16 protein-coding genes and 1 pseudogene are annotated in these 17,068 nt (G+C 59.1%); 6 read left to right on the top strand and 11 right to left on the bottom strand.

All coding sequences use genetic code 11. The features are described 5' to 3' along the window. Positions 1-33 precede the first annotated feature (33 nt). The 4 genes and pseudogenes from fieF to AC6I7Z_RS18725 all read left to right on the top strand — a co-directional run bounded on the left by fieF (position 34) and on the right by AC6I7Z_RS18725 (position 4,113). Positions 34-936 carry a CDF family cation-efflux transporter FieF gene (gene fieF, locus AC6I7Z_RS18740; RefSeq protein WP_048782918.1) on the top strand — a complete coding sequence of 301 codons (903 nt, stop codon included), beginning with the start codon at positions 34-36 and terminating at the stop codon, positions 934-936. A gap of 205 nt (positions 937-1,141) precedes the next feature. Further along, positions 1,142-2,103, top strand: a pseudogene (gene pfkA, locus AC6I7Z_RS18735) (6-phosphofructokinase). 149 nt (positions 2,104-2,252) lie between these two features. Further along, positions 2,253-3,242, top strand: coding sequence for a sulfate ABC transporter substrate-binding protein (locus tag AC6I7Z_RS18730; protein WP_497815288.1), 990 nt, complete (start codon positions 2,253-2,255; stop codon positions 3,240-3,242). 112 nt (positions 3,243-3,354) lie between these two features. Continuing rightward, positions 3,355-4,113: a CDP-diacylglycerol diphosphatase gene (locus AC6I7Z_RS18725; protein ID WP_497815287.1), complete on the top strand. Its 759-nt coding sequence runs from the start codon at positions 3,355-3,357 to the stop codon at positions 4,111-4,113. A gap of 40 nt (positions 4,114-4,153) precedes the next feature. Here the strand turns inward: AC6I7Z_RS18725 and tpiA are convergent, their stop codons facing one another. The 3 genes from tpiA to fpr all read right to left on the bottom strand — a co-directional run bounded on the left by tpiA (position 4,154) and on the right by fpr (position 6,494). After that, complete coding sequence (tpiA, locus tag AC6I7Z_RS18720; protein ID WP_072010464.1) at positions 4,154-4,921, bottom strand: triose-phosphate isomerase; 768 nt, start codon at positions 4,919-4,921, stop codon at positions 4,154-4,156. A gap of 83 nt (positions 4,922-5,004) precedes the next feature. Further along, complete coding sequence (locus AC6I7Z_RS18715; RefSeq protein WP_497815286.1) at positions 5,005-5,631, bottom strand: DUF1454 family protein; 627 nt, start codon at positions 5,629-5,631, stop codon at positions 5,005-5,007. A 116-nt stretch (positions 5,632-5,747) separates the two neighbouring features. Then, on the bottom strand, positions 5,748-6,494 hold the full coding sequence (fpr, locus tag AC6I7Z_RS18710; RefSeq protein WP_497815471.1) for a ferredoxin--NADP(+) reductase: 747 nt from the start codon (positions 6,492-6,494) through the stop codon (positions 5,748-5,750). 289 nt (positions 6,495-6,783) lie between these two features. Here fpr and emrD point away from each other — a divergent pair, with 289 nt between their 5' ends. Next, positions 6,784-7,974, top strand: coding sequence for a multidrug efflux MFS transporter EmrD (emrD, locus tag AC6I7Z_RS18705; protein ID WP_497815285.1), 1,191 nt, complete (start codon positions 6,784-6,786; stop codon positions 7,972-7,974). Here emrD and glpX read toward each other — a convergent pair. The 3 genes from glpX to AC6I7Z_RS18690 form a co-directional block, all read right to left on the bottom strand. Continuing rightward, positions 7,964-8,974: a class II fructose-bisphosphatase gene (gene glpX / locus AC6I7Z_RS18700; protein ID WP_497815284.1), complete on the bottom strand. Its 1,011-nt coding sequence runs from the start codon at positions 8,972-8,974 to the stop codon at positions 7,964-7,966. The two genes, emrD and glpX, sit on opposite strands and share 11 nt — an antisense overlap. A 123-nt stretch (positions 8,975-9,097) precedes the next feature. After that, complete coding sequence (gene glpK, locus AC6I7Z_RS18695; protein WP_497815283.1) at positions 9,098-10,615, bottom strand: glycerol kinase GlpK; 1,518 nt, start codon at positions 10,613-10,615, stop codon at positions 9,098-9,100. A gap of 27 nt (positions 10,616-10,642) precedes the next feature. Then, a complete protein-coding gene (locus AC6I7Z_RS18690) occupies positions 10,643-11,491 on the bottom strand; it encodes an MIP/aquaporin family protein (RefSeq protein WP_033754419.1) in 849 nt (282 codons plus the stop codon). A gap of 419 nt (positions 11,492-11,910) precedes the next feature. Between AC6I7Z_RS18690 and zapB the strand changes: the two genes are divergently transcribed. After that, positions 11,911-12,150 (top strand): cell division protein ZapB, encoded by a 240-nt coding sequence (gene zapB / locus AC6I7Z_RS18685; protein WP_033754422.1) that lies wholly within the window; start codon positions 11,911-11,913, stop codon positions 12,148-12,150. Between the two features lie 55 nt (positions 12,151-12,205). Here the strand turns inward: zapB and rraA are convergent, their stop codons facing one another. The 5 genes from rraA to cytR form a co-directional block, all read right to left on the bottom strand. Beyond that, on the bottom strand, positions 12,206-12,691 hold the full coding sequence (gene rraA / locus AC6I7Z_RS18680) for a ribonuclease E activity regulator RraA (RefSeq protein WP_286869800.1): 486 nt from the start codon (positions 12,689-12,691) through the stop codon (positions 12,206-12,208). Positions 12,692-12,852: 161 nt separating this feature from the next. After that, the gene (hslU, locus tag AC6I7Z_RS18675) at positions 12,853-14,184 is read right to left on the bottom strand and encodes an ATP-dependent protease ATPase subunit HslU (protein WP_497815282.1); all 1,332 of its coding nucleotides are present in this window, start codon (positions 14,182-14,184) and stop codon (positions 12,853-12,855) included. A gap of 9 nt (positions 14,185-14,193) precedes the next feature. Continuing rightward, positions 14,194-14,724, bottom strand: coding sequence for an ATP-dependent protease subunit HslV (gene hslV, locus AC6I7Z_RS18670; RefSeq protein ID WP_103797267.1), 531 nt, complete (start codon positions 14,722-14,724; stop codon positions 14,194-14,196). Positions 14,725-14,814: 90 nt separating this feature from the next. Further along, entirely contained in the window at positions 14,815-15,756 is a 942-nt protein-coding gene (gene ftsN, locus AC6I7Z_RS18665; RefSeq protein WP_497815281.1) for a cell division protein FtsN, read from the bottom strand. Positions 15,757-15,909: 153 nt separating this feature from the next. Then, on the bottom strand, positions 15,910-16,944 hold the full coding sequence (cytR, locus tag AC6I7Z_RS18660; protein WP_096072356.1) for a DNA-binding transcriptional regulator CytR: 1,035 nt from the start codon (positions 16,942-16,944) through the stop codon (positions 15,910-15,912). Between the last annotated feature and the right edge of the window lie 124 nt (positions 16,945-17,068).

The raw sequence follows: 17,068 nt of genomic DNA, 5'->3' as shown, positions 1-17,068 counted from the left end.
GGTGCATGCCTGTAATGGCTGAGGGAGCACACTATGCAACCCACCTATGCTCGTCTGGTCAAGCGCGCGGCGCTGGCGGCGACGATCCTGGCGACCTGCCTGCTTATCGTCAAAATTTTTGCCTGGTGGTATACCGGCTCGGTTAGCCTGCTGGCCGGCCTGGTCGACTCGCTGGTAGACATCGCCGCCTCGCTGACGAATCTTTTGGTGGTGCGCTATGCGCTGCAACCTGCTGATGCTAATCATACTTTTGGTCACGGCAAGGCGGAATCACTGGCGGCGCTGGCGCAAAGCATGTTTATCTCCGGCTCGGCGCTGTTCTTGTTTTTGACCGGCATCCAGCATCTGGCTTCGCCGAATACGCTGCGCGCGCCGCTGGTCGGAGTGGTGGTTACCGTGGTGGCGCTCTGTTCGACGCTGCTGCTGGTGGCGTTTCAACGCTGGGTCGTGCGCCACACCCACAGTCAGGCGATTCGCGCCGACATGCTGCACTATCAATCCGATGTGGTGATGAACGGCGCTATCCTGATCGCCCTGGGATTAAGCAGCTATGGCTTCGCCCGCGCAGACGCGCTGTTCGCGCTAGGCATCGGCGTCTACATTTTGTACAGCGCATTGCGGATGGGCTACGACGCCGTGCAGTCGCTGCTGGATCGCGCGCTGCCGGAGGAGGAGCACAATATCATTCTCGATCTGGCGCTGAACTGGCCGGGCGTGGAGGGCGTGCATGACGTACGTACGCGTCAGTCGGGGCCGACTAAATTTATCCAGCTGCATCTGGAGCTTAATGACGATTTGCCGCTAGTGCAGGCGCACCGCGTAGCGGATCAGGTAGAGAAGGCGCTGCGTCAGCGTTTCCCCGGCTCCGATGTGATTATTCATCAGGATCCCTGCTCTGTAGTGCCGATTGAACAGCAGAACTCCCCCGGCTTTTAACCGGATTGAATCATTTTTATCTATTTAAAATGACGAAGCGCTAACATTACTGCAAAAAAATTAGTGAAAACTTGTCTGACCTGAATCAATTCAGCAGCAAGCCTTTGATATACTATCTGCCATCACGGGTCGCGCATAGGGTATGCCGCTTAGCGGCGCACGACAGGCAGGATTAACTTTTCGTTTTAACAATCCAGAGGTTGTCATGATCAAAAAAATTGGTGTATTGACCAGCGGCGGCGACGCCCCCGGCATGAACGCAGCCATTCGCGGCGTTGTGCGCTCAGCGCTAAGCGAAGGACTGGAAGTTTTTGGTATCTATGACGGCTATCTGGGACTGTACGAAGATCGCATGATCAATCTCGACCGCTACAGCGTATCGGACATGATTAACCGCGGCGGCACCTTCCTGGGCTCGGCGCGTTTCCCCGAGTTCCGCAACGACGAAGTGCGCCAGGTCGCGATTGAGAATATGAAAAAACGCGGCATTGACGCGCTGGTTGTCATCGGCGGCGACGGCTCCTATATGGGCGCGAAGCGTCTGACCGAAATGGGTTTCCCGTGCATCGGCCTGCCGGGCACCATCGATAACGACGTCGCGGGCACTGACTACACCATCGGCTACTTCACCGCGCTGGAAACCGTGGTTGAGGCGATTGACCGTCTGCGCGACACCTCCTCCTCGCACCAGCGCATCTCAATTGTCGAGGTGATGGGACGTTACTGCGGCGACCTGACCCTGGCGGCGGCGATTGCGGGCGGCTGCGAATTTATCGTGCTGCCGGAAATTCCTTACACCCGCGAAGAGCTGGTGATGGAGATTAAAGCGGGCATCGCCAAAGGCAAAAAGCACGCTATCGTGGCGATCACTGAACATATCTGCGATATCGACGACCTGGCGAAGTACATCGAGGCGGAAACCAAACGCGAAACGCGCGCCACCGTACTTGGTCACATTCAGCGCGGCGGCGCGCCCTGCGCTTACGACCGTATCCTCGCGTCGCGCATGGGCGCCTATGCGATTGAGCTGCTGCTGCAGGGCTATGGCGGCCGCTGCGTCGGCATCCAGAACGAGAAGATGGTGCATCACGACATCATCGACGCTATCGAAAACATGAAGCGTCCGTTTAAGCGCGACTGGCTGGAACCGCGAAAAAACTCTACTGATGCCAAACCCGCTTCAGGCGCGCCTCTCCGGCGCGCTTTTATTTTAGTTGTCTATATTCCTGCCAGTTATAAATGCTTATTTTTAATTCTTTTAGCTCTAAAATGGTTTATGTCACGCTACCGGCATAATGACATCGGGAGCGTACATAATGAACAAGTGGAGTATCGGTATTACCCTTCTGCTGGCTTCTGCCAGCGTTCTGGCAAAGGATTACCAGCTGTTAAACGTCTCTTACGATCCGACGCGCGAGCTGTACGAGCAGTACAACAAAGCCTTTGCGGCGCACTACAAGCAGGAAACCGGCGATAACGTGGTGATCCGCCAGTCGCACGGCGGCTCCGGCAAGCAGGCGACCTCGGTTATTAACGGCATACGCGCCGATGTCGTGACGCTGGCGCTGCAATCCGATGTCGATGCCATCGCCGAACGCGGCCGTATCGATAAGAACTGGCTTAAGCGTCTGCCGGATAACTCCGCGCCTTACACCTCCACCATCGTTTTCCTGGTGCGTAAAGGCAATCCCAAAGGCATTCACGACTGGTCCGATTTAATTAAGCCAGGCGTTTCCGTCATTACTCCGAATCCGAAAACCTCAGGCGGCGCGCGCTGGAACTATCTGGCGGCATGGGGCTGGGCGCTGGATCAAAACAACGGCGATCAGGCGAAGGCGCAGGCTTACGTAAAAGCGCTGTTTAAAAACGTCGAGGTGCAGGACTCCGGCGCGCGCGGCGCAACCAATACCTTCGTAGAACGCGGCATCGGCGACGTGCTGATCGCCTGGGAAAACGAAGCCTATCTGGCGGTCGATAAGCTGGGCAAAGACAAATTTGAAATCGTCACGCCGAGCGAATCTATTCTGGCGGAACCCACCGTTTCCGTGGTGGACAAAGTGGTGGACGACCAGGGTACGCGCGCAGTTGCGGACGCCTATCTGAAGTATCTCTACTCGCCGGAAGGCCAGACCATCGCGGCGCAAAACTACTATCGCCCGCGCGATGCGGAAGTGGCGAAGAAATTTGCCAACACCTTCGCGCCGGTGAAGCTGTTTACCATCGATAATAAGTTCGGCGGCTGGACGCAGGCGCAGAAAACGCACTTTGCCGACGGCGGCACCTATGACCAGGTGATGAAGCCTTAATCGCGCCAGCGCAGTAAAGACGGCCAGCCAGCATGCTGGCCGTTTTTATTTGTGCGTGACATTGCGCGGCGGCCAGGCGAGGATGCGAAAAAACGCAAAGAGGAGCCTTGCTATGCAGGGAGGTCGCCGTGCGCTCGGCCTGATTGCGCTGCTGCTGTTGATCCTGACAGGCGGTTTAGCGATTGCCGCATTCCACCTGCACAAAAACAGCGATGCGCTGTGGCACATCGTCAGTGAAAAGTGCGAGCCGAATCAGCGCGCAACGGGCAAGCCCGCGCCTTGCCAGCGCGTTGAGCTTGAGCAAGGCTACGCGCTGCTCAAAGATCTGAACGGACCGCTGCAGTATCTGCTTATCCCACTGGCAAAAATCACCGGCATGGAAAGCCCGGCGCTGCTTAATCCGGCGACGCCCAATTTCTTCGCCTTCGCCTGGCAGGCGCGCGCGCAGCTGGCGGCAAAGCGCGGCGCGCCCATCGCCGATAGCGCGCTGTCGCTGGCGATCAACGCCGAGTATGGCCGCACCCAGAATCAGCTGCATATCCATATCTCCTGCCTGCGTCCCGATGTGCGCCGCACGCTGGATCGCCTCGCGCCCGCGCTTTCAAACCGCTGGCAGGAGGAAAAGCTGCTGCAGCACGCTTACCAGATCCGCGCGCTAACCCTGCCGGAGCTGACGCAGCAGAGCCTGTTTATCCGCGTCGCCAGCGAGATCCCCCACGCGCGCGGCGAAATGGGCAAATATGGGCTGGCGCTGGCGGCGCTGCCGGACGGACGTCTGGCGGCAATGGCGCTTGAGCGCAACTGGCTGCTGCTCAACCGCGGCTCGGCGGAAGAGCTGCAGGACCATAGCTGCGAGATGCTGCGGCAATAAAAAAGGCGGCCATCAGGCCGCCTTTTTTGCATATCGGCAGTTACGCTTTTTTCGCTTCCGCCGCCGCTTTAACGATAACGGCGAAGGCGTCAGCCTTCAGCGAGGCGCCGCCAACCAGCGCGCCGTCGATGTCCGGCTGGGTAAAGAGTTCAGCCGCGTTCTTGTCGTTAACAGAACCGCCGTACTGAATGATCACCTGCTCGGCGACCGCAGCGTCTTTCTTCGCGATGTGCTGGCGAATAAATTTATGTACCGCCTGCGCCTGCGCCGGGGTCGCTGATTTTCCGGTGCCGATAGCCCAGACCGGCTCATAGGCGATAACCACGCCGTTAAAGGCTTCCGCGCCCTGGGTTTCCAGCACCGCGTCGATCTGGCGCGCGCAGACTTCTTCCGTCTGGCCCGCTTCGTTTTCCGCTTCGGTTTCACCAATGCACAGCACCGGCACCAGGCCAGCCGCTTTCAGCACGGCGAATTTCTTGGCGATAAACTCGTCGCTCTCTTTGTGGTAGGTACGACGCTCAGAGTGGCCGATAATGATATATTTCGCGCCGATATCTTTCAGCATGTCCGCGGAGGTTTCGCCGGTGAAGGCGCCCGAGAGGTTGACGTCGACGTTCTGCGCGCCCAGGGCGATATGGCTGCCGGAGATGGCGTGTTTCGCCTGGTCGAGGTAGATGGTCGGCGGGGCGATCGCCACGCCGCAGCCGTCAACGCCGGAGAGCGCTTTGCGCAGGCCTTCGATCAGCTCGCCTGTCATCTGCTTGCTGCCATTCAGTTTCCAGTTACCCATAACCAATGGATGTCGCATTCTATCCTCCGCGTTACGCGATTCATTAAATTGCACTGCCGTCAGGCAGCGTAGACTGCCAGACAGTATAGAGATCTATCAGGTCAATGGCTTTGCTTTTCGTCATTTTTGCCGCCCTGATCGGCAGGCGGCAGCGCCAGTTTTATCGGCTCGATAGCGAAGGTCAGACCCTTGTCGCCGTTGTCCGCCACCACGAAACGCAGCGCGCCTTCGGTGCGGGAAAAATAGCGCGCGCCTTTGCCTTCGCTCAGCAGCGCGTTCAGCTTTTGCCGCGCTTCGTCCGGGGAAAGACCGGGCACAAAAAAGCGCAGCAGTGCCGTCATATAGGCGAGCGCTTTCTCCTGCGACGCTTTCTGATCCGGTCCCGGCACCGGCAGCCAGGTGAGCTGCAGCGTCTTCACTTTTCCGGTTCCCTGTTCCAGCGCGGTGGAGGCGTAGAGCGTTTCGCTGATTTTACTTGCCGCGCGCGTCAGGCGGCTGCTGTCGTTTCGGCTGTCGATGGCGCGATACTCCATCAGCGGCAGGTCGGCGTTGGCGGCGTTATACCTTTCGCGAAACTGGCCGATGGTCATATCAAAAGTAGGCGCGCCCGCCAGCAAATAGGGTGCGGCAGGCACGGATTCGCTGCGCTCGCGCAGCGTGGGATCGGCGGCAAATGCCGGGGCCGTTAGCGCAAGGCTCAGCAGCAGCGCGCCAGGCAAATTCTTCATTTCGTAGGCTCGACCAGTAAACTCTGCGCCAAATTAGAACGGGTTTTACCTGCGAAAGTCAAAAGCACGACGGGCAAAATTTGCCCTTGTATAAGAATTAACGCATCGCGGCCAGCTTACCAGTAGTGCTCGCTGGTGATATGCCCCGGTTTACGCTTCAGATGCTTACGCATATCGCGCGTCTCTTTCAGCATCTGCTGGGTATCACGCACCATCTGCGGGTTGCCGCACAGCATAATATGGCCCGACTCCGCCTCTATCGGCAGGCCCACCGCGCGCTCCAGTTCGCCGCTCTCAATCAGCGCCGGCACGCGGCCGGTAAGGGAGCCCGCTGCGTTTTCGCGACTCACCACCGTCTGGATGCGCAGCTTGCCGTTATAGATCTGCTGCAGCGACTGCATCAGCGGCAGGTAGCTGAGATCGGCGGCATAGCGCACCGCGTGCACCAGCACGATATGGTCGAAGCGCTCCAGCCCTTCACCCTGTTGCAGAATAGAGAGATAAGGCCCAATCGCTGTGCCGGTCGCCAGCATCCACAGGGTTTTGCACGGCGGGATCTCATCCAGCACAAAAAAACCGGCGGCCTCTTTCGTCACCATCACGGTGTCGCCCGGTCTGAGCGCCTGCAGGCGCGGGCTCAGCTTGCCTTCCGGCACCGTAACCAGATAGAACTCCAGCAGCGGATCGCTGGGCGCGTTGACGTAAGAGTAAGCGCGCTGCACGCGTTCGCCGTCTACCTCCAGCGCCAGCTTGGCGAACTGACCGGCGGTGAACGCATCGATCGGCGCATGCACCCGCAGACTGAACAGCGCGTCCGTCCAGTTCTTCACTTCCTTTACTTGCGCATTGACCCATTCAGCCATCATTACTCTCCTGGTCGTTGATTTTTCAGGCACAGTGTTATCATCGCGGCTGCACGGCGCTTTTTCCACCCGCGCGCCGGTTTTTTGGCTCTAATCGACAAATGCACCGCACGTCTCAACACGCCGTTGCTCGCGGTTGACAAGGTGGTACGAAAACTTGACGCCTTTACGCCAGCCTCTTTACGTCCGTCTCTCGATTTGTCACGTAATCCTGATATTTTTCCCGCCATTAACCCAATGCAGCGCATTTTGCTGCTGAATTAACTTTATTTCCCAGACTGAGATGTCGATGAAGAAGATGGAAAATCGCCCGCTGCTGCTGATGTTGATTTTAATGCTGGCGGTGGGGCAGATGGCGCAAACGATCTATGTCCCGGCGATGGCCGAGATGGCGGACGCGCTCAACGTGCACGACGGCACGCTGCAGCGCGTGATGGCGGCCTATCTGATGACCTATGGCGGATCGCAGCTGATCTACGGTCCACTCTCCGACAGCATCGGGCGCCGTCCGGTGATCCTCGCCGGCATGACGATCTTTATGATCGGCGCCGTAACCGCGATGCTGGCGCCGTCGCTGAACGTGCTGGTGCTGGGCAGCGCCATTCAGGGGCTGGGCACCGGCGTGGCGGGCGTGATGGCGCGTACTATGCCGCGCGACCTCTATGCGGGCGTCGCGCTGCGCCAGGCCAATAGCCTGCTCAATATGGGGCTGCTGGTCAGTCCGCTGCTGGCGCCGGTTATCGGCGCGCTGCTGACGAAGCTGTTCGGCTGGCACGCCTGCTTCGCTTTTCTGCTGCTGCTCTGCGTCACGGTGACCGGCGCGATGATGCGCTGGCTGCCGGAGACGCGTCCGCAGGGCGGCGAAGTCACGCCTTTTTTCCGCCGCTATCAGCGACTGCTGCGCGACGCCAGCTTTGTACGCTTTATTGTGCTGTTGATCGGCGCGCTGGCGGGTATTGCGGTCTTCGAAGCGAGCTGCGGCGTGCTGCTGGGCGGCGTGCTGGGACTGGATGCCTTTACCGTCAGCATTCTGTTTATTCTGCCGATCCCCGCCGCCTTTTTCGGCGCCTGGTTCGCCGGACGCGAAGCGCGCTCCTGGCATAGCCTGATGTGGACCGGCGTTAACAGCTGTCTGCTGGCGGGCGCGCTGATGTGGCTCCCGGCGTGGTTCGGCATCATGAATATCTGGACGCTGCTGGTGCCCGCCGCGCTCTTCTTCTTCGGCGCGGGCATGCTGTTTCCGCTGGCGACCTCAGGCGCGATGGAGCCCTACGCGTGGCTGGCCGGCAGCGCTGGCGCGCTGATTGGGGGATTGCAGAATCTGGGATCGGGCGTGGTCGCCTGGGCGTCTGCGCTGCTGCCGCAGCGCGACCAGTTCAGCCTGGGCATGCTGATGTTCGCCACCGCGCTGGTGATGCTGCTCTGCTGGCTGCCGCTGTCGCGACAGCCAGAAAGTCAGGGCGGTACGGTTACAGGATAAAAGGATGCAGCGCCGCGTCTTTGCGATCCAGATAGTGGATCGACTGAATGCGGCGAATAGTGCGCGATTTGCCGCGGATCAGCAGGGTTTCGCTGGTGGCGATATTACCCTGACGCGTAATGCCTTTCAGCAGATCGCCGCTGGTAATGCCGGTGGCGGCGAAGATGACGTTGTCGTTGCGCGCCATTCGCGCCAGCGGCAACACCTCGCCTGCTTTAATGCCCATCTCGTCGCAGCGCGCCAGCTCCTGCTCGCCGATGCGGCGATTCTCTTCGCTCTCGCCCTTAACCTCGTGACGCGGCAGCAGACGGCCCTGCATATCGCCGTCCAGCGCGCGGATCACCGCCGCCGACACCACGCCTTCCGGCGCGCCGCCGATGCCGTAGAGCACATCGACCTCGCTGTCAGGCATACAGGTCAGAATAGAGGCCGCCACGTCGCCGTCCGGGAAGGCGAAGACGCGCACGCCAAGCTGCTGCAGCTGCGCGATAACTGCGTCGTGGCGCGGTTTCGCCAGAATAGAGACCGTCAGCTGCGCCAGCGGCTTGCCCAGCGCCGCGGCGATATTGCGCAGGTTGGTTTCCAGCGGCAGATGGAGATCGATATGGCCGCGCGCCGCCGGGCCGACGATTAGCTTCTCCATATACATATCAGGCGCGTGCAGAAAGCTGCCCTTGTCGCCCACCGCCAGCACCGCCAGCGCGTTGGCCTGGCCCATCGCGGTCATCCGCGTGCCCTCGATCGGATCCACCGCGATATCGACCGCATCGCCGCGCCCGCTGCCGACTTTTTCGCCGATATAGAGCATCGGCGCCTCGTCGATTTCACCTTCGCCGATCACAATCTGGCCGTCGATATCAATGGTATTCAGGACGTGTCGCATCGCGTGGACGGCAGCGCCGTCGGCGCCGTTTTTATCGCCGCGCCCCAGCCAGCGGTAGCCAGCTAACGCCGCCGCTTCGGTTACGCGGGAAAATTCTATGGCAAGTTCTCGTTTCATGGCCTGCACCTGCTGAAAAAAGGGCAGTGTAGCATAGCGGGAAAGGGCAAAAAAAAGCCCGCGACAGCGTCGCGGGCCAGAGAGGTTGAGATAGTTGCCAGCGGCGGCTGGCGCACGCTCATGTTACTCGTCGTGATCTTCCCACGCCTGCGCGCGCGCCACCGCTTTTCTCCAGCCGGCGTAGCGAACGTTGCGCTCGGTGGTCTCGATGCTCGGGCGGAATTCGCGCTCGATGACCGCTTTGGCGCGCACCTCTTCCAGATCGTTCCAGAAGCCTACCGCCAGACCCGCCAGATAGGCGGCGCCCAGCGCGGTAACTTCGCGCACTTCCGGACGCTCAACGCGCGTGCCGAGAATGTCCGACTGGAACTGCATCAGGAAGTTGTTCGCCACCGCGCCGCCGTCCACGCGCAGCGACTGCAGGCGGGTGTCGGCGTCGTTCTGCATCGCTTCCAGCACGTCGCGCGTCTGGTAGGCGATAGACTCCAGCGTGGCGCGAATAATGTGGTTGGCGTTAGCGCCGCGCGTCAGGCCGAAAATCGCGCCGCGCGCATAGGGATCCCAGTAGGGCGCGCCCAGGCCGGTAAAGGCCGGAACCATATAAACGCCGTTGGTATCCTTCACTTTCAGCGCAAAGTATTCCGAGTCGGTCGAGTCGCTGATCAGCTTCATTTCGTCACGCAGCCACTGAATCGAGGCGCCGCCGATAAATACCGCGCCTTCCAGCGCGTAGTTCACTTCGCCGCGCGGGCCGCAGGCGATGGTGGTCAGCAGGCCGTGCGAAGAGGTCACCGCTTCGGTGCCGGTGTTCATCAGCATAAAGCAGCCGGTGCCGTAGGTATTCTTCGCCATGCCCGGCTGAACGCAGAGCTGGCCATAAAGCGCCGCCTGCTGGTCGCCTGCGATACCGGCGATAGGAATACGCGTGCCGCCTTTACCGCCGATGTTGGTCTGACCGTACACTTCTGAAGAGCCTTTCACTTCCGGCAGCATTTCACGCGGGATATCGAGGATCTCCAGCATGCGCTGATCCCACTCCAGCTTGTGAATGTTGTACATCATGGTACGCGAGGCGTTGGTGTGATCGGTGATATGCACGCGTCCCTGGGTCATTTTCCACACCAGCCAGGTGTCGACGGTGCCGAACAGCAGCTCGCCGCGCTTCGCGCGTTCGCGCGCGCCTTCTACATGGTCGAGGATCCACTTCACCTTGGTGCCGGAGAAGTAGGGGTTAATGACCAGCCCGGTGGTGTGCTGGATATACTCTTCCAGACCCTCTTTTTTCAGCTTGTTGCAGTAGTCCGCGGTGCGCGGATCCTGCCAGACGATGGCGTTATAGATCGGCTTGCCGGTCTCTTTGTCCCAGACGATGGCGGTTTCGCGCTGGTTAGTGATGCCGATCGCGGCGATCTCATCGGAACGGATGTCGGCGTGCGCCAGCACCTCTACCAGCGTCGAGCTTTGCGATGCCCAGATGTCCATCGGGTCATGTTCAACCCAGCCCGCTTTCGGGTAGATCTGGGTAAATTCGCGCTGCGATACCGCAACGATGTTGGCGTCGTGATCCAGCACGACGGCGCGTGAGCTGGTGGTGCCCTGGTCGAGCGCAACAATATATTTTTTATCAGTGGTAGTCGTCATAATGCATTCCCGATGAAAAGGTGAAACTTACGCTTTACGCTGCTCAGCGCGTGCGACCGGTTTTTCTGTTTTGCTGCTGGCCAGTACGGCGCCAGGCAGGTGGCGGCCAATCAGCGCGCGATAGCCGAAGGCGCCCAGACAGGCTCCCACTAACGGGCCAAAGATCGGTACCAGGAAGTAGGGGATATCTTTACCGCCCGTGAAGGCCACGTTACCCCAACCCGCAAAGAAGGCGAACAGCTTGGGTCCGAAATCGCGCGCCGGGTTCAGGGCGAAGCCGGTCAGCGGGCCCATTGCGCCGCCGATAACGGCAACCAGCAGGCCGATCAACAGCGGCGCCAGCGGACCACGCGGTACGCCGTTGCCATCGTCGGTCAGCGCCATAATTACCGCCATCAGCACCGCCGTGATCACCATTTCAACCAGGAACGCCTGTCCTACGCTGATGTGCGGATTAGGGTAGGTTGAGAAGATGCCGGCCAGATCCAGGCTCTGAACCGTGCCGCGCACCATCTGATGGCTTTGCTCGTAATCGAAGAACAGATTGTAATAAAGGCCGTAAACCAGCGCGGCAGCGCAGAATGCGCCAGCGACCTGCGCCAGGATATAGGGCACCACCTTGCGCCCTTCAAAGTTGGCGAACAGACACAGCGCCACCGTGACGGCAGGGTTAAGATGGGCGCCAGATACGCCGGCGGTAAGGTAGACGGCCATGGAGACGGCGAGTCCCCAGATAATACAGATTTCCCATTGCCCGAAGGCGGCGCCGGCGACTTTCAGCGCGGCTACGCAGCCCGCGCCAAAGAAGATAATCAGGCCGGTTCCGATAAATTCGGCGATGCACTGCCCTTTCAGTGTGTTCGATGTCTGACTCATAATGGTATTCCTGAAGCGAGGTTAAATTTTATCAGTTTTTGTTCTCAATCCATGAGTCACCCAGCTCTCTTGTAGGGCTGGTGTAAATTTATCGTTAACGAGCATAAACGAGAAATAGCGAAATCTAAATCTGTGTGCTGAGTCAAAAAAATGCGCGTTTTCGCGCCTTTTCACTTTCATGAAACATCATTTCAACTTTTCAGCCGCCTCGTTTTTCGCGGCGACCGCGCGCAGCGGCAAGAGTCCAGGTATAAGCCGAAAAGTGTTACAGACTGCGCCCGCAGTGCCCGCGTCGCTGGACTTGCGCTATCAGGCTACATACAATCGGAAACATTGTTGCTGGCCTGGCTGATACAGGGCGTCATGCGCTAAGGCTGGCATCATCAACGCCCTGCGAGAATTTAGGAGAGGTCAGAAAGATGTCATTTGAAGTATTCGAGAAACTGGAAGCGAAAGTACAGCAGGCGATTGATACCATCACTCTGCTGCAGATGGAAATCGAAGAGCTGAAAGAGCAGAACAACGCGCTGAAAAACGAAGCGCAACAGGCGGCGGGCAATCATGACTCGCTGGTGCGTGAAAATCAGCAGCTAAAGGAAGAGCAGCATCTGTGGCAGGATCGCCTGCGTGCGCTGCTGGGAAAAATGGAAGAGGTGTAAGCGCCTCATTAGAATGAAAAACGGGAGCGCATCGCTCCCGTTTTCGTTTTCGGCATTACTCGATATCGAGCGGATCTTCAGAGAGGATTATGCCGGTATTGTCGGCGTAGAGATGGTCGCCGGAAAAGAAGGTGACGCCGCCGAAGTTAACGCGCACATCGCTTTCGCCGATGCCTTCGCCCGCCGCGCCCGCCGGTACAGCGGCAATCGCCTGAATGCCGATCTCCAGCTCCTCCAGGTCATCTACCTGACGCACGGAGCCGTAAACCACTAAGCCTTCCCATTCGCTTTCGACCGCCAGACGCGCCAGCTGCGCATCCACCAGCGCGCGACGCACCGAACCGCCGCCGTCAACCACCAGCACGCGGCCGCGGCCGTTCTCTTCCAGCAGATCGTAGAGCAGGCCGTTGTCTTCAAAACATTTCACTGTGGTTATCTGACCACCAAATGAGGTGCGGCCACCAAAGTTTGAAAAAAGCGGTTCAACAACGTTCACTTCTTCATGGTAGATGTCGCAGAGTTCAGAGGTATCGTATTTCATGATGGGTTCATCTGTTTGCCACAGGAGGGGTAAGTATACCGCCAGTTGCAGATTGTTGGCAAAATCATCAGCGGAAAAAAAAGGCGCTGCATCAGCAGCATGCAGAAAAAAAAGCCCGGCTCAGTGGCCGGGCTTTGCGCAAGCGCATAGAAAAAACGGAATTACAGGATAAAGCGGCTGAGATCTTCGTCCGCCACCAGCGCATCCAGATGCTTGCTGACATACTCCGCGTCGATGGTAACGGAGTCGCCATGGCGATCGCTGGCGTCATAGGAGATATCTTCCATCAGACGCTCCAGCACGGTATGCAGACGGCGCGCACCGATATTCTCGGTGGTTTCGTTGACCTGCCACGCCGCTTCAGCGATGCGGCGAATACCGTCCTCGGTGAACTCGACGTTAACCCCTTCGGTTCCCATCAGCGCTTTATACTGCACGGTCACAGAGGCATTAGGCTCGGTGAGGATGCGCTCGAAATCGTTCACGGTCAGCGCCTGCAGCTCGACGCGGATCGGCAGACGGCCCTGCAGTTCCGGGATCAGATCTGACGGGCTGGCGACCTGGAACGCGCCGGAGGCGATAAACAGGATGTGATCGGTTTTCACCATGCCGTGCTTGGTTGAGACGGTGCAGCCTTCCACCAGCGGCAGCAGATCGCGCTGTACGCCTTCGCGCGAAACGTCCGGACCGGAGGTCTGGCCGCGCTTACAAATTTTGTCGATCTCGTCGATAAAGACGATGCCGTGCTGCTCTACCGCTTCGATCGCGTCCTGCTTCAGCTCTTCCGGATTAACCAGCTTGGCCGCTTCTTCTTCAATCAGCAGCTTCATCGCGTCTTTAATTTTCAGCTTGCGCGGCTTCTGCTTCTGGCCGCCCAGATTCTGGAACATCGACTGAAGCTGGTTGGTCATCTCTTCCATGCCTGGAGGCGCCATGATTTCGACGCCAGCCGGCGCGGCCGCGAGGTCGATCTCAATCTCTTTATCGTCCAGCTGGCCTTCGCGCAGCTTCTTACGGAACGACTGGCGCGCGGCGGAAGGTTCGTTGCTCTGTTCCGGCTGGCCCCAGTTGTTCTTGGCCGGTGGGATCAGCACGTCGAGGATGCGCTCTTCCGCCATCTCTTCGGCACGGTATTTGTTCTTTTCAATCGCCTGGCTGCGCACCATTTTCACGGCGGCGTCGGTCAGATCGCGAATAATGGAGTCGACTTCTTTACCGACGTAGCCCACTTCGGTGAATTTGGTCGCTTCCACCTTGATAAACGGCGCATTGGCGAGTTTCGCCAGACGACGGGCGATTTCGGTTTTACCGACGCCGGTCGGGCCGATCATCAGAATGTTTTTCGGCGTCACCTCGTGGCGCAGCTCTTCGTCGAGCTGCATACGACGCCAGCGGTTGCGCAGGGCGATGGCGACAGCTTTTTTTGCGCCGTCCTGGCCGATGATAAAGCGATTCAGTTCGCTGACGATTTCGCGGGGAGTCATCTCAGACATGTTTAATCCTTACGCCCTGGACGGCAGTTCTTCGAAGTTAACATTGTGGTTGGTGTAGATGCAGATGTCGCCTGCGATATCTAAAGATTTCGCGACGATCTCATGCGCGCCCAGCTCGGTATTCTCCAGCAGCGCACGCGCCGCCGCCTGAGCGAAGGGGCCACCGGAACCAATGGCGATCAGATCGTTTTCGGGCTGGATAACGTCGCCGTTGCCGCTGATGATCAGCGAGGCATTTTCATCGGCGACCGCCAGCAGCGCTTCAAGACGGCGCAGCATACGATCGGTGCGCCAGTCCTTCGCCAGCTCGACGGCGGCTTTCACCAGGTGGCCCTGATGCATTTCCAGTTTACGTTCGAAGAGTTCAAAGAGCGTGAAGGCATCTGCAGTGCCGCCAGCGAAACCGGCAATTACCTTATCGTTGTAAAGACGACGCACTTTTTTCACGTTGCCTTTCATCACGGTATTGCCGAGCGTTGCCTGGCCATCACCGCCGATAACGACTCGTCCGTTGCGTCGTACGCTTACTATTGTTGTCACGGGCAGACCCCTTGTTGCAGTAGAAAAAAAGCGCCGCGCGGCAAGGCGCGGCGCATCATGCAACCAGATATGGGGCGGCTTTGGCGGGTTTCAACCCCCGACGGCGAGCGGAATACAGTTTGAATGGCCGTTGCCGCGCAGCCGCTTCAGGGTGCTGTCGGCGGCGCTGCGATCCTTCAATGGACCGATAACTACGCGATTCCAGCCGCCGCCGGTGGTAATGCGGCTTTCGAAACCTTCGAATGCCAGACCGGCGCGCACCGATTCCGCCTGGTCGGTGCCTTTGAAGGAGCCGCACTGCACCATCCAGCGCTGCGAAGAGGCTGGTTTTTCCGCGGCTTTCTTCGCCGTCTCCTGCGCAGGTTCGCGCGTGACGGGCGCAGGCTGCTGCGTCTGAGTCTGACGCGGCTGCGCCGCAGGACGCGCGCTCGGCTGCTGCTGAGACTGATGCGTGGTCTGCGTCTGGCGCGCTGGCTGGCTCGGCTGCGTGGTCTGCTGACGTGCCGGCGCGCTTTGCGTTGCCTGCTGCTGCTGACGCGACTGCATCTGAAGCTGCTGCTGGCGCTGCAGAGTCTGCTGACGCTGTGCCGGCGTCTGTTCGTTCCACGGCACTTCATTCAGCTGCGTCGGCGACTGACGCATATCCGCCTGCATCTGTTCCAGCAGCTGGCGCTGTTCATCGGTGAGCTGGGTATGCGACTGGATTTCGCCGCCCGCCGAAGGTTCAGTCGGCGTCGGCACCGTCACCTGACGGTTTTCCAGCTCTTTAATATATTTCCAGCGTTCTTCAGGCTTCGGCGGCAGGCCGTTGCCGTTGGCTTTATGATCCGGGATCACCGGCACATCTTCTTTTTTATGATGCGCAAGGAACCATAAACCACCGGCAAAGGTCACCAGCACCGCGACGGCAAGCCCTATCATGAGTTTGGAAACACCTGAACCGCCTTTGCTTTTCTTTCCACGGCTGGTGCTGCTTTTTTTGCGACGCGTCCCTGTTGAACGCCCGCGGCCTACATAATCTCTCTGTGCCACTCTCGTTCTGATACCCTTCAAAAAATCGTGCCAACGGGGCGAAAACGCCTAAAAAGACCGCCCGGCAAGGAGTCCGCCATGTTACTTAAGGGTTGGAACTTTGACCAGCAGTGTTCGCCTTAAGAATCTCCTGAAAATAACCCAAAAGAGCGGCTATTTCTCGCGCTTCTTCTCAGGCGCCGTACTGCCGCGCACGGTGAGTTCGGCATCCAGCAGTCGCGAACCGTTATTTACGCGCTTGCCCTGCAGCTCATCCAGCAGCAGAAGCATCGCTTCGCGCCCAATTTGATAGCGCGGCTGCGTCACGGTGGTAAGCGGCGGTTCGCAATAGCGCGAAAGCTCGATATCGTCGAAGCCGACAATCGAGAGGTCCTGCGGCACGCGCAGGCCGAGGCGCTTAGCCTGATTCATCGCGCCGAGCGCCAGCATATCGCTGTGACAGAAAAGCGCGCGCGGCGGCTGCGGCAGCGCCATCAGCTGTTTCAACGCCTGCGCCCCCGCTTCAAAGCTGAAGTCGCCGCGTACGATATAGGTAGGATCGACGGTGAGATTGCTGCGGCGCAGCGCCTGAATATAGCCCTGAGTGCGATACTGGCACAGCGGCATCGCTTCCGGGCCGGCGATGCAGGCGATCTGGCGATGGCCCAGCTGCAGCAGATGGTTGACCGCCTCGAAGGCGGCCGTCAGGTTGTCGATATGCACGGTAGGCAGCGCCATCTCCGGGGCGAACTCGTTCGCCATCACCATCGGCGGCAGATTGCGCTGCTCCTCGTGAACGGGATCGAACGGGATCTGCGAACCGAGCAGCACCATGCCATCGATCTGGCGCGTCAGCAGCAGATCAAGAAACGTCTTCTCCTGCTGGTTCTGGTGCGCGCAGTCGCCAATCAGCACCAGATAGCCTTCCTGCGCCGCCGTCACTTCGACGCCGCGAATAATTTCGCTAAAAAAGGGATCGCAGATATCGGGGACAATCACCAGAATCGTCTGCGTGTCGCCGCGACGGGCGTTGCGCGTCAGGCCGTGCGACGCATAGCCGACGGCGATCACCGCCTGTTCGACTTTTTGTCGCGTCGCCGCCGATACTTTTTCAGGATTCATCAGCGCGCGTGAGACGGTGGCGGTGGAAACGCCCGCCTTCTCAGCCACATCTTTCATGGTGGCGGGCGCTTGAGGGTTCTGCTCCAACACTCTACTCCTGACGCATTCAAAGGTTAGTTGTGGCCGAAAAAAGCCACGCCGCGCACATTGTTAACGATTGCGCGGCTGGTTTGTTACTTAATTTGCATAAAAATTGTGACTTGTGCGACTT

The organism is Pantoea sp. X-Soil-MYKO-1289 (assembly GCF_059730625.1).
This window is presented reverse-complemented; position numbering and strand designations above follow the sequence as displayed.

Excerpts from the sequence above, each read along its gene's own strand:
- glpX (WP_497815284.1), bottom strand. The coding sequence starts at position 8,974 with ATGAAACGAGAACTTGCCATAGAATTTTCCCGCGTAACCGAAGCGGCG.
- AC6I7Z_RS18690 (WP_033754419.1), bottom strand. The coding sequence starts at position 11,491 with ATGAGTCAGACATCGAACACACTGAAAGGGCAGTGCATCGCCGAATTT.
- zapB (WP_033754422.1), top strand. The coding sequence starts at position 11,911 with ATGTCATTTGAAGTATTCGAGAAACTGGAAGCGAAAGTACAGCAGGCG.
- AC6I7Z_RS18725 (WP_497815287.1), top strand. The coding sequence starts at position 3,355 with ATGCAGGGAGGTCGCCGTGCGCTCGGCCTGATTGCGCTGCTGCTGTTG.
- emrD (WP_497815285.1), top strand. The coding sequence starts at position 6,784 with ATGAAGAAGATGGAAAATCGCCCGCTGCTGCTGATGTTGATTTTAATG.
- rraA (WP_286869800.1), bottom strand. The coding sequence starts at position 12,691 with ATGAAATACGATACCTCTGAACTCTGCGACATCTACCATGAAGAAGTG.
- fpr (WP_497815471.1), bottom strand. The coding sequence starts at position 6,494 with ATGGCTGAATGGGTCAATGCGCAAGTAAAGGAAGTGAAGAACTGGACG.
- hslU (WP_497815282.1), bottom strand. The coding sequence starts at position 14,184 with ATGTCTGAGATGACTCCCCGCGAAATCGTCAGCGAACTGAATCGCTTT.
- glpK (WP_497815283.1), bottom strand. The coding sequence starts at position 10,615 with ATGACGACTACCACTGATAAAAAATATATTGTTGCGCTCGACCAGGGC.
- AC6I7Z_RS18715 (WP_497815286.1), bottom strand. The coding sequence starts at position 5,631 with ATGAAGAATTTGCCTGGCGCGCTGCTGCTGAGCCTTGCGCTAACGGCC.
- fieF (WP_048782918.1), top strand. The coding sequence starts at position 34 with ATGCAACCCACCTATGCTCGTCTGGTCAAGCGCGCGGCGCTGGCGGCG.
- AC6I7Z_RS18730 (WP_497815288.1), top strand. The coding sequence starts at position 2,253 with ATGAACAAGTGGAGTATCGGTATTACCCTTCTGCTGGCTTCTGCCAGC.
- tpiA (WP_072010464.1), bottom strand. The coding sequence starts at position 4,921 with ATGCGACATCCATTGGTTATGGGTAACTGGAAACTGAATGGCAGCAAG.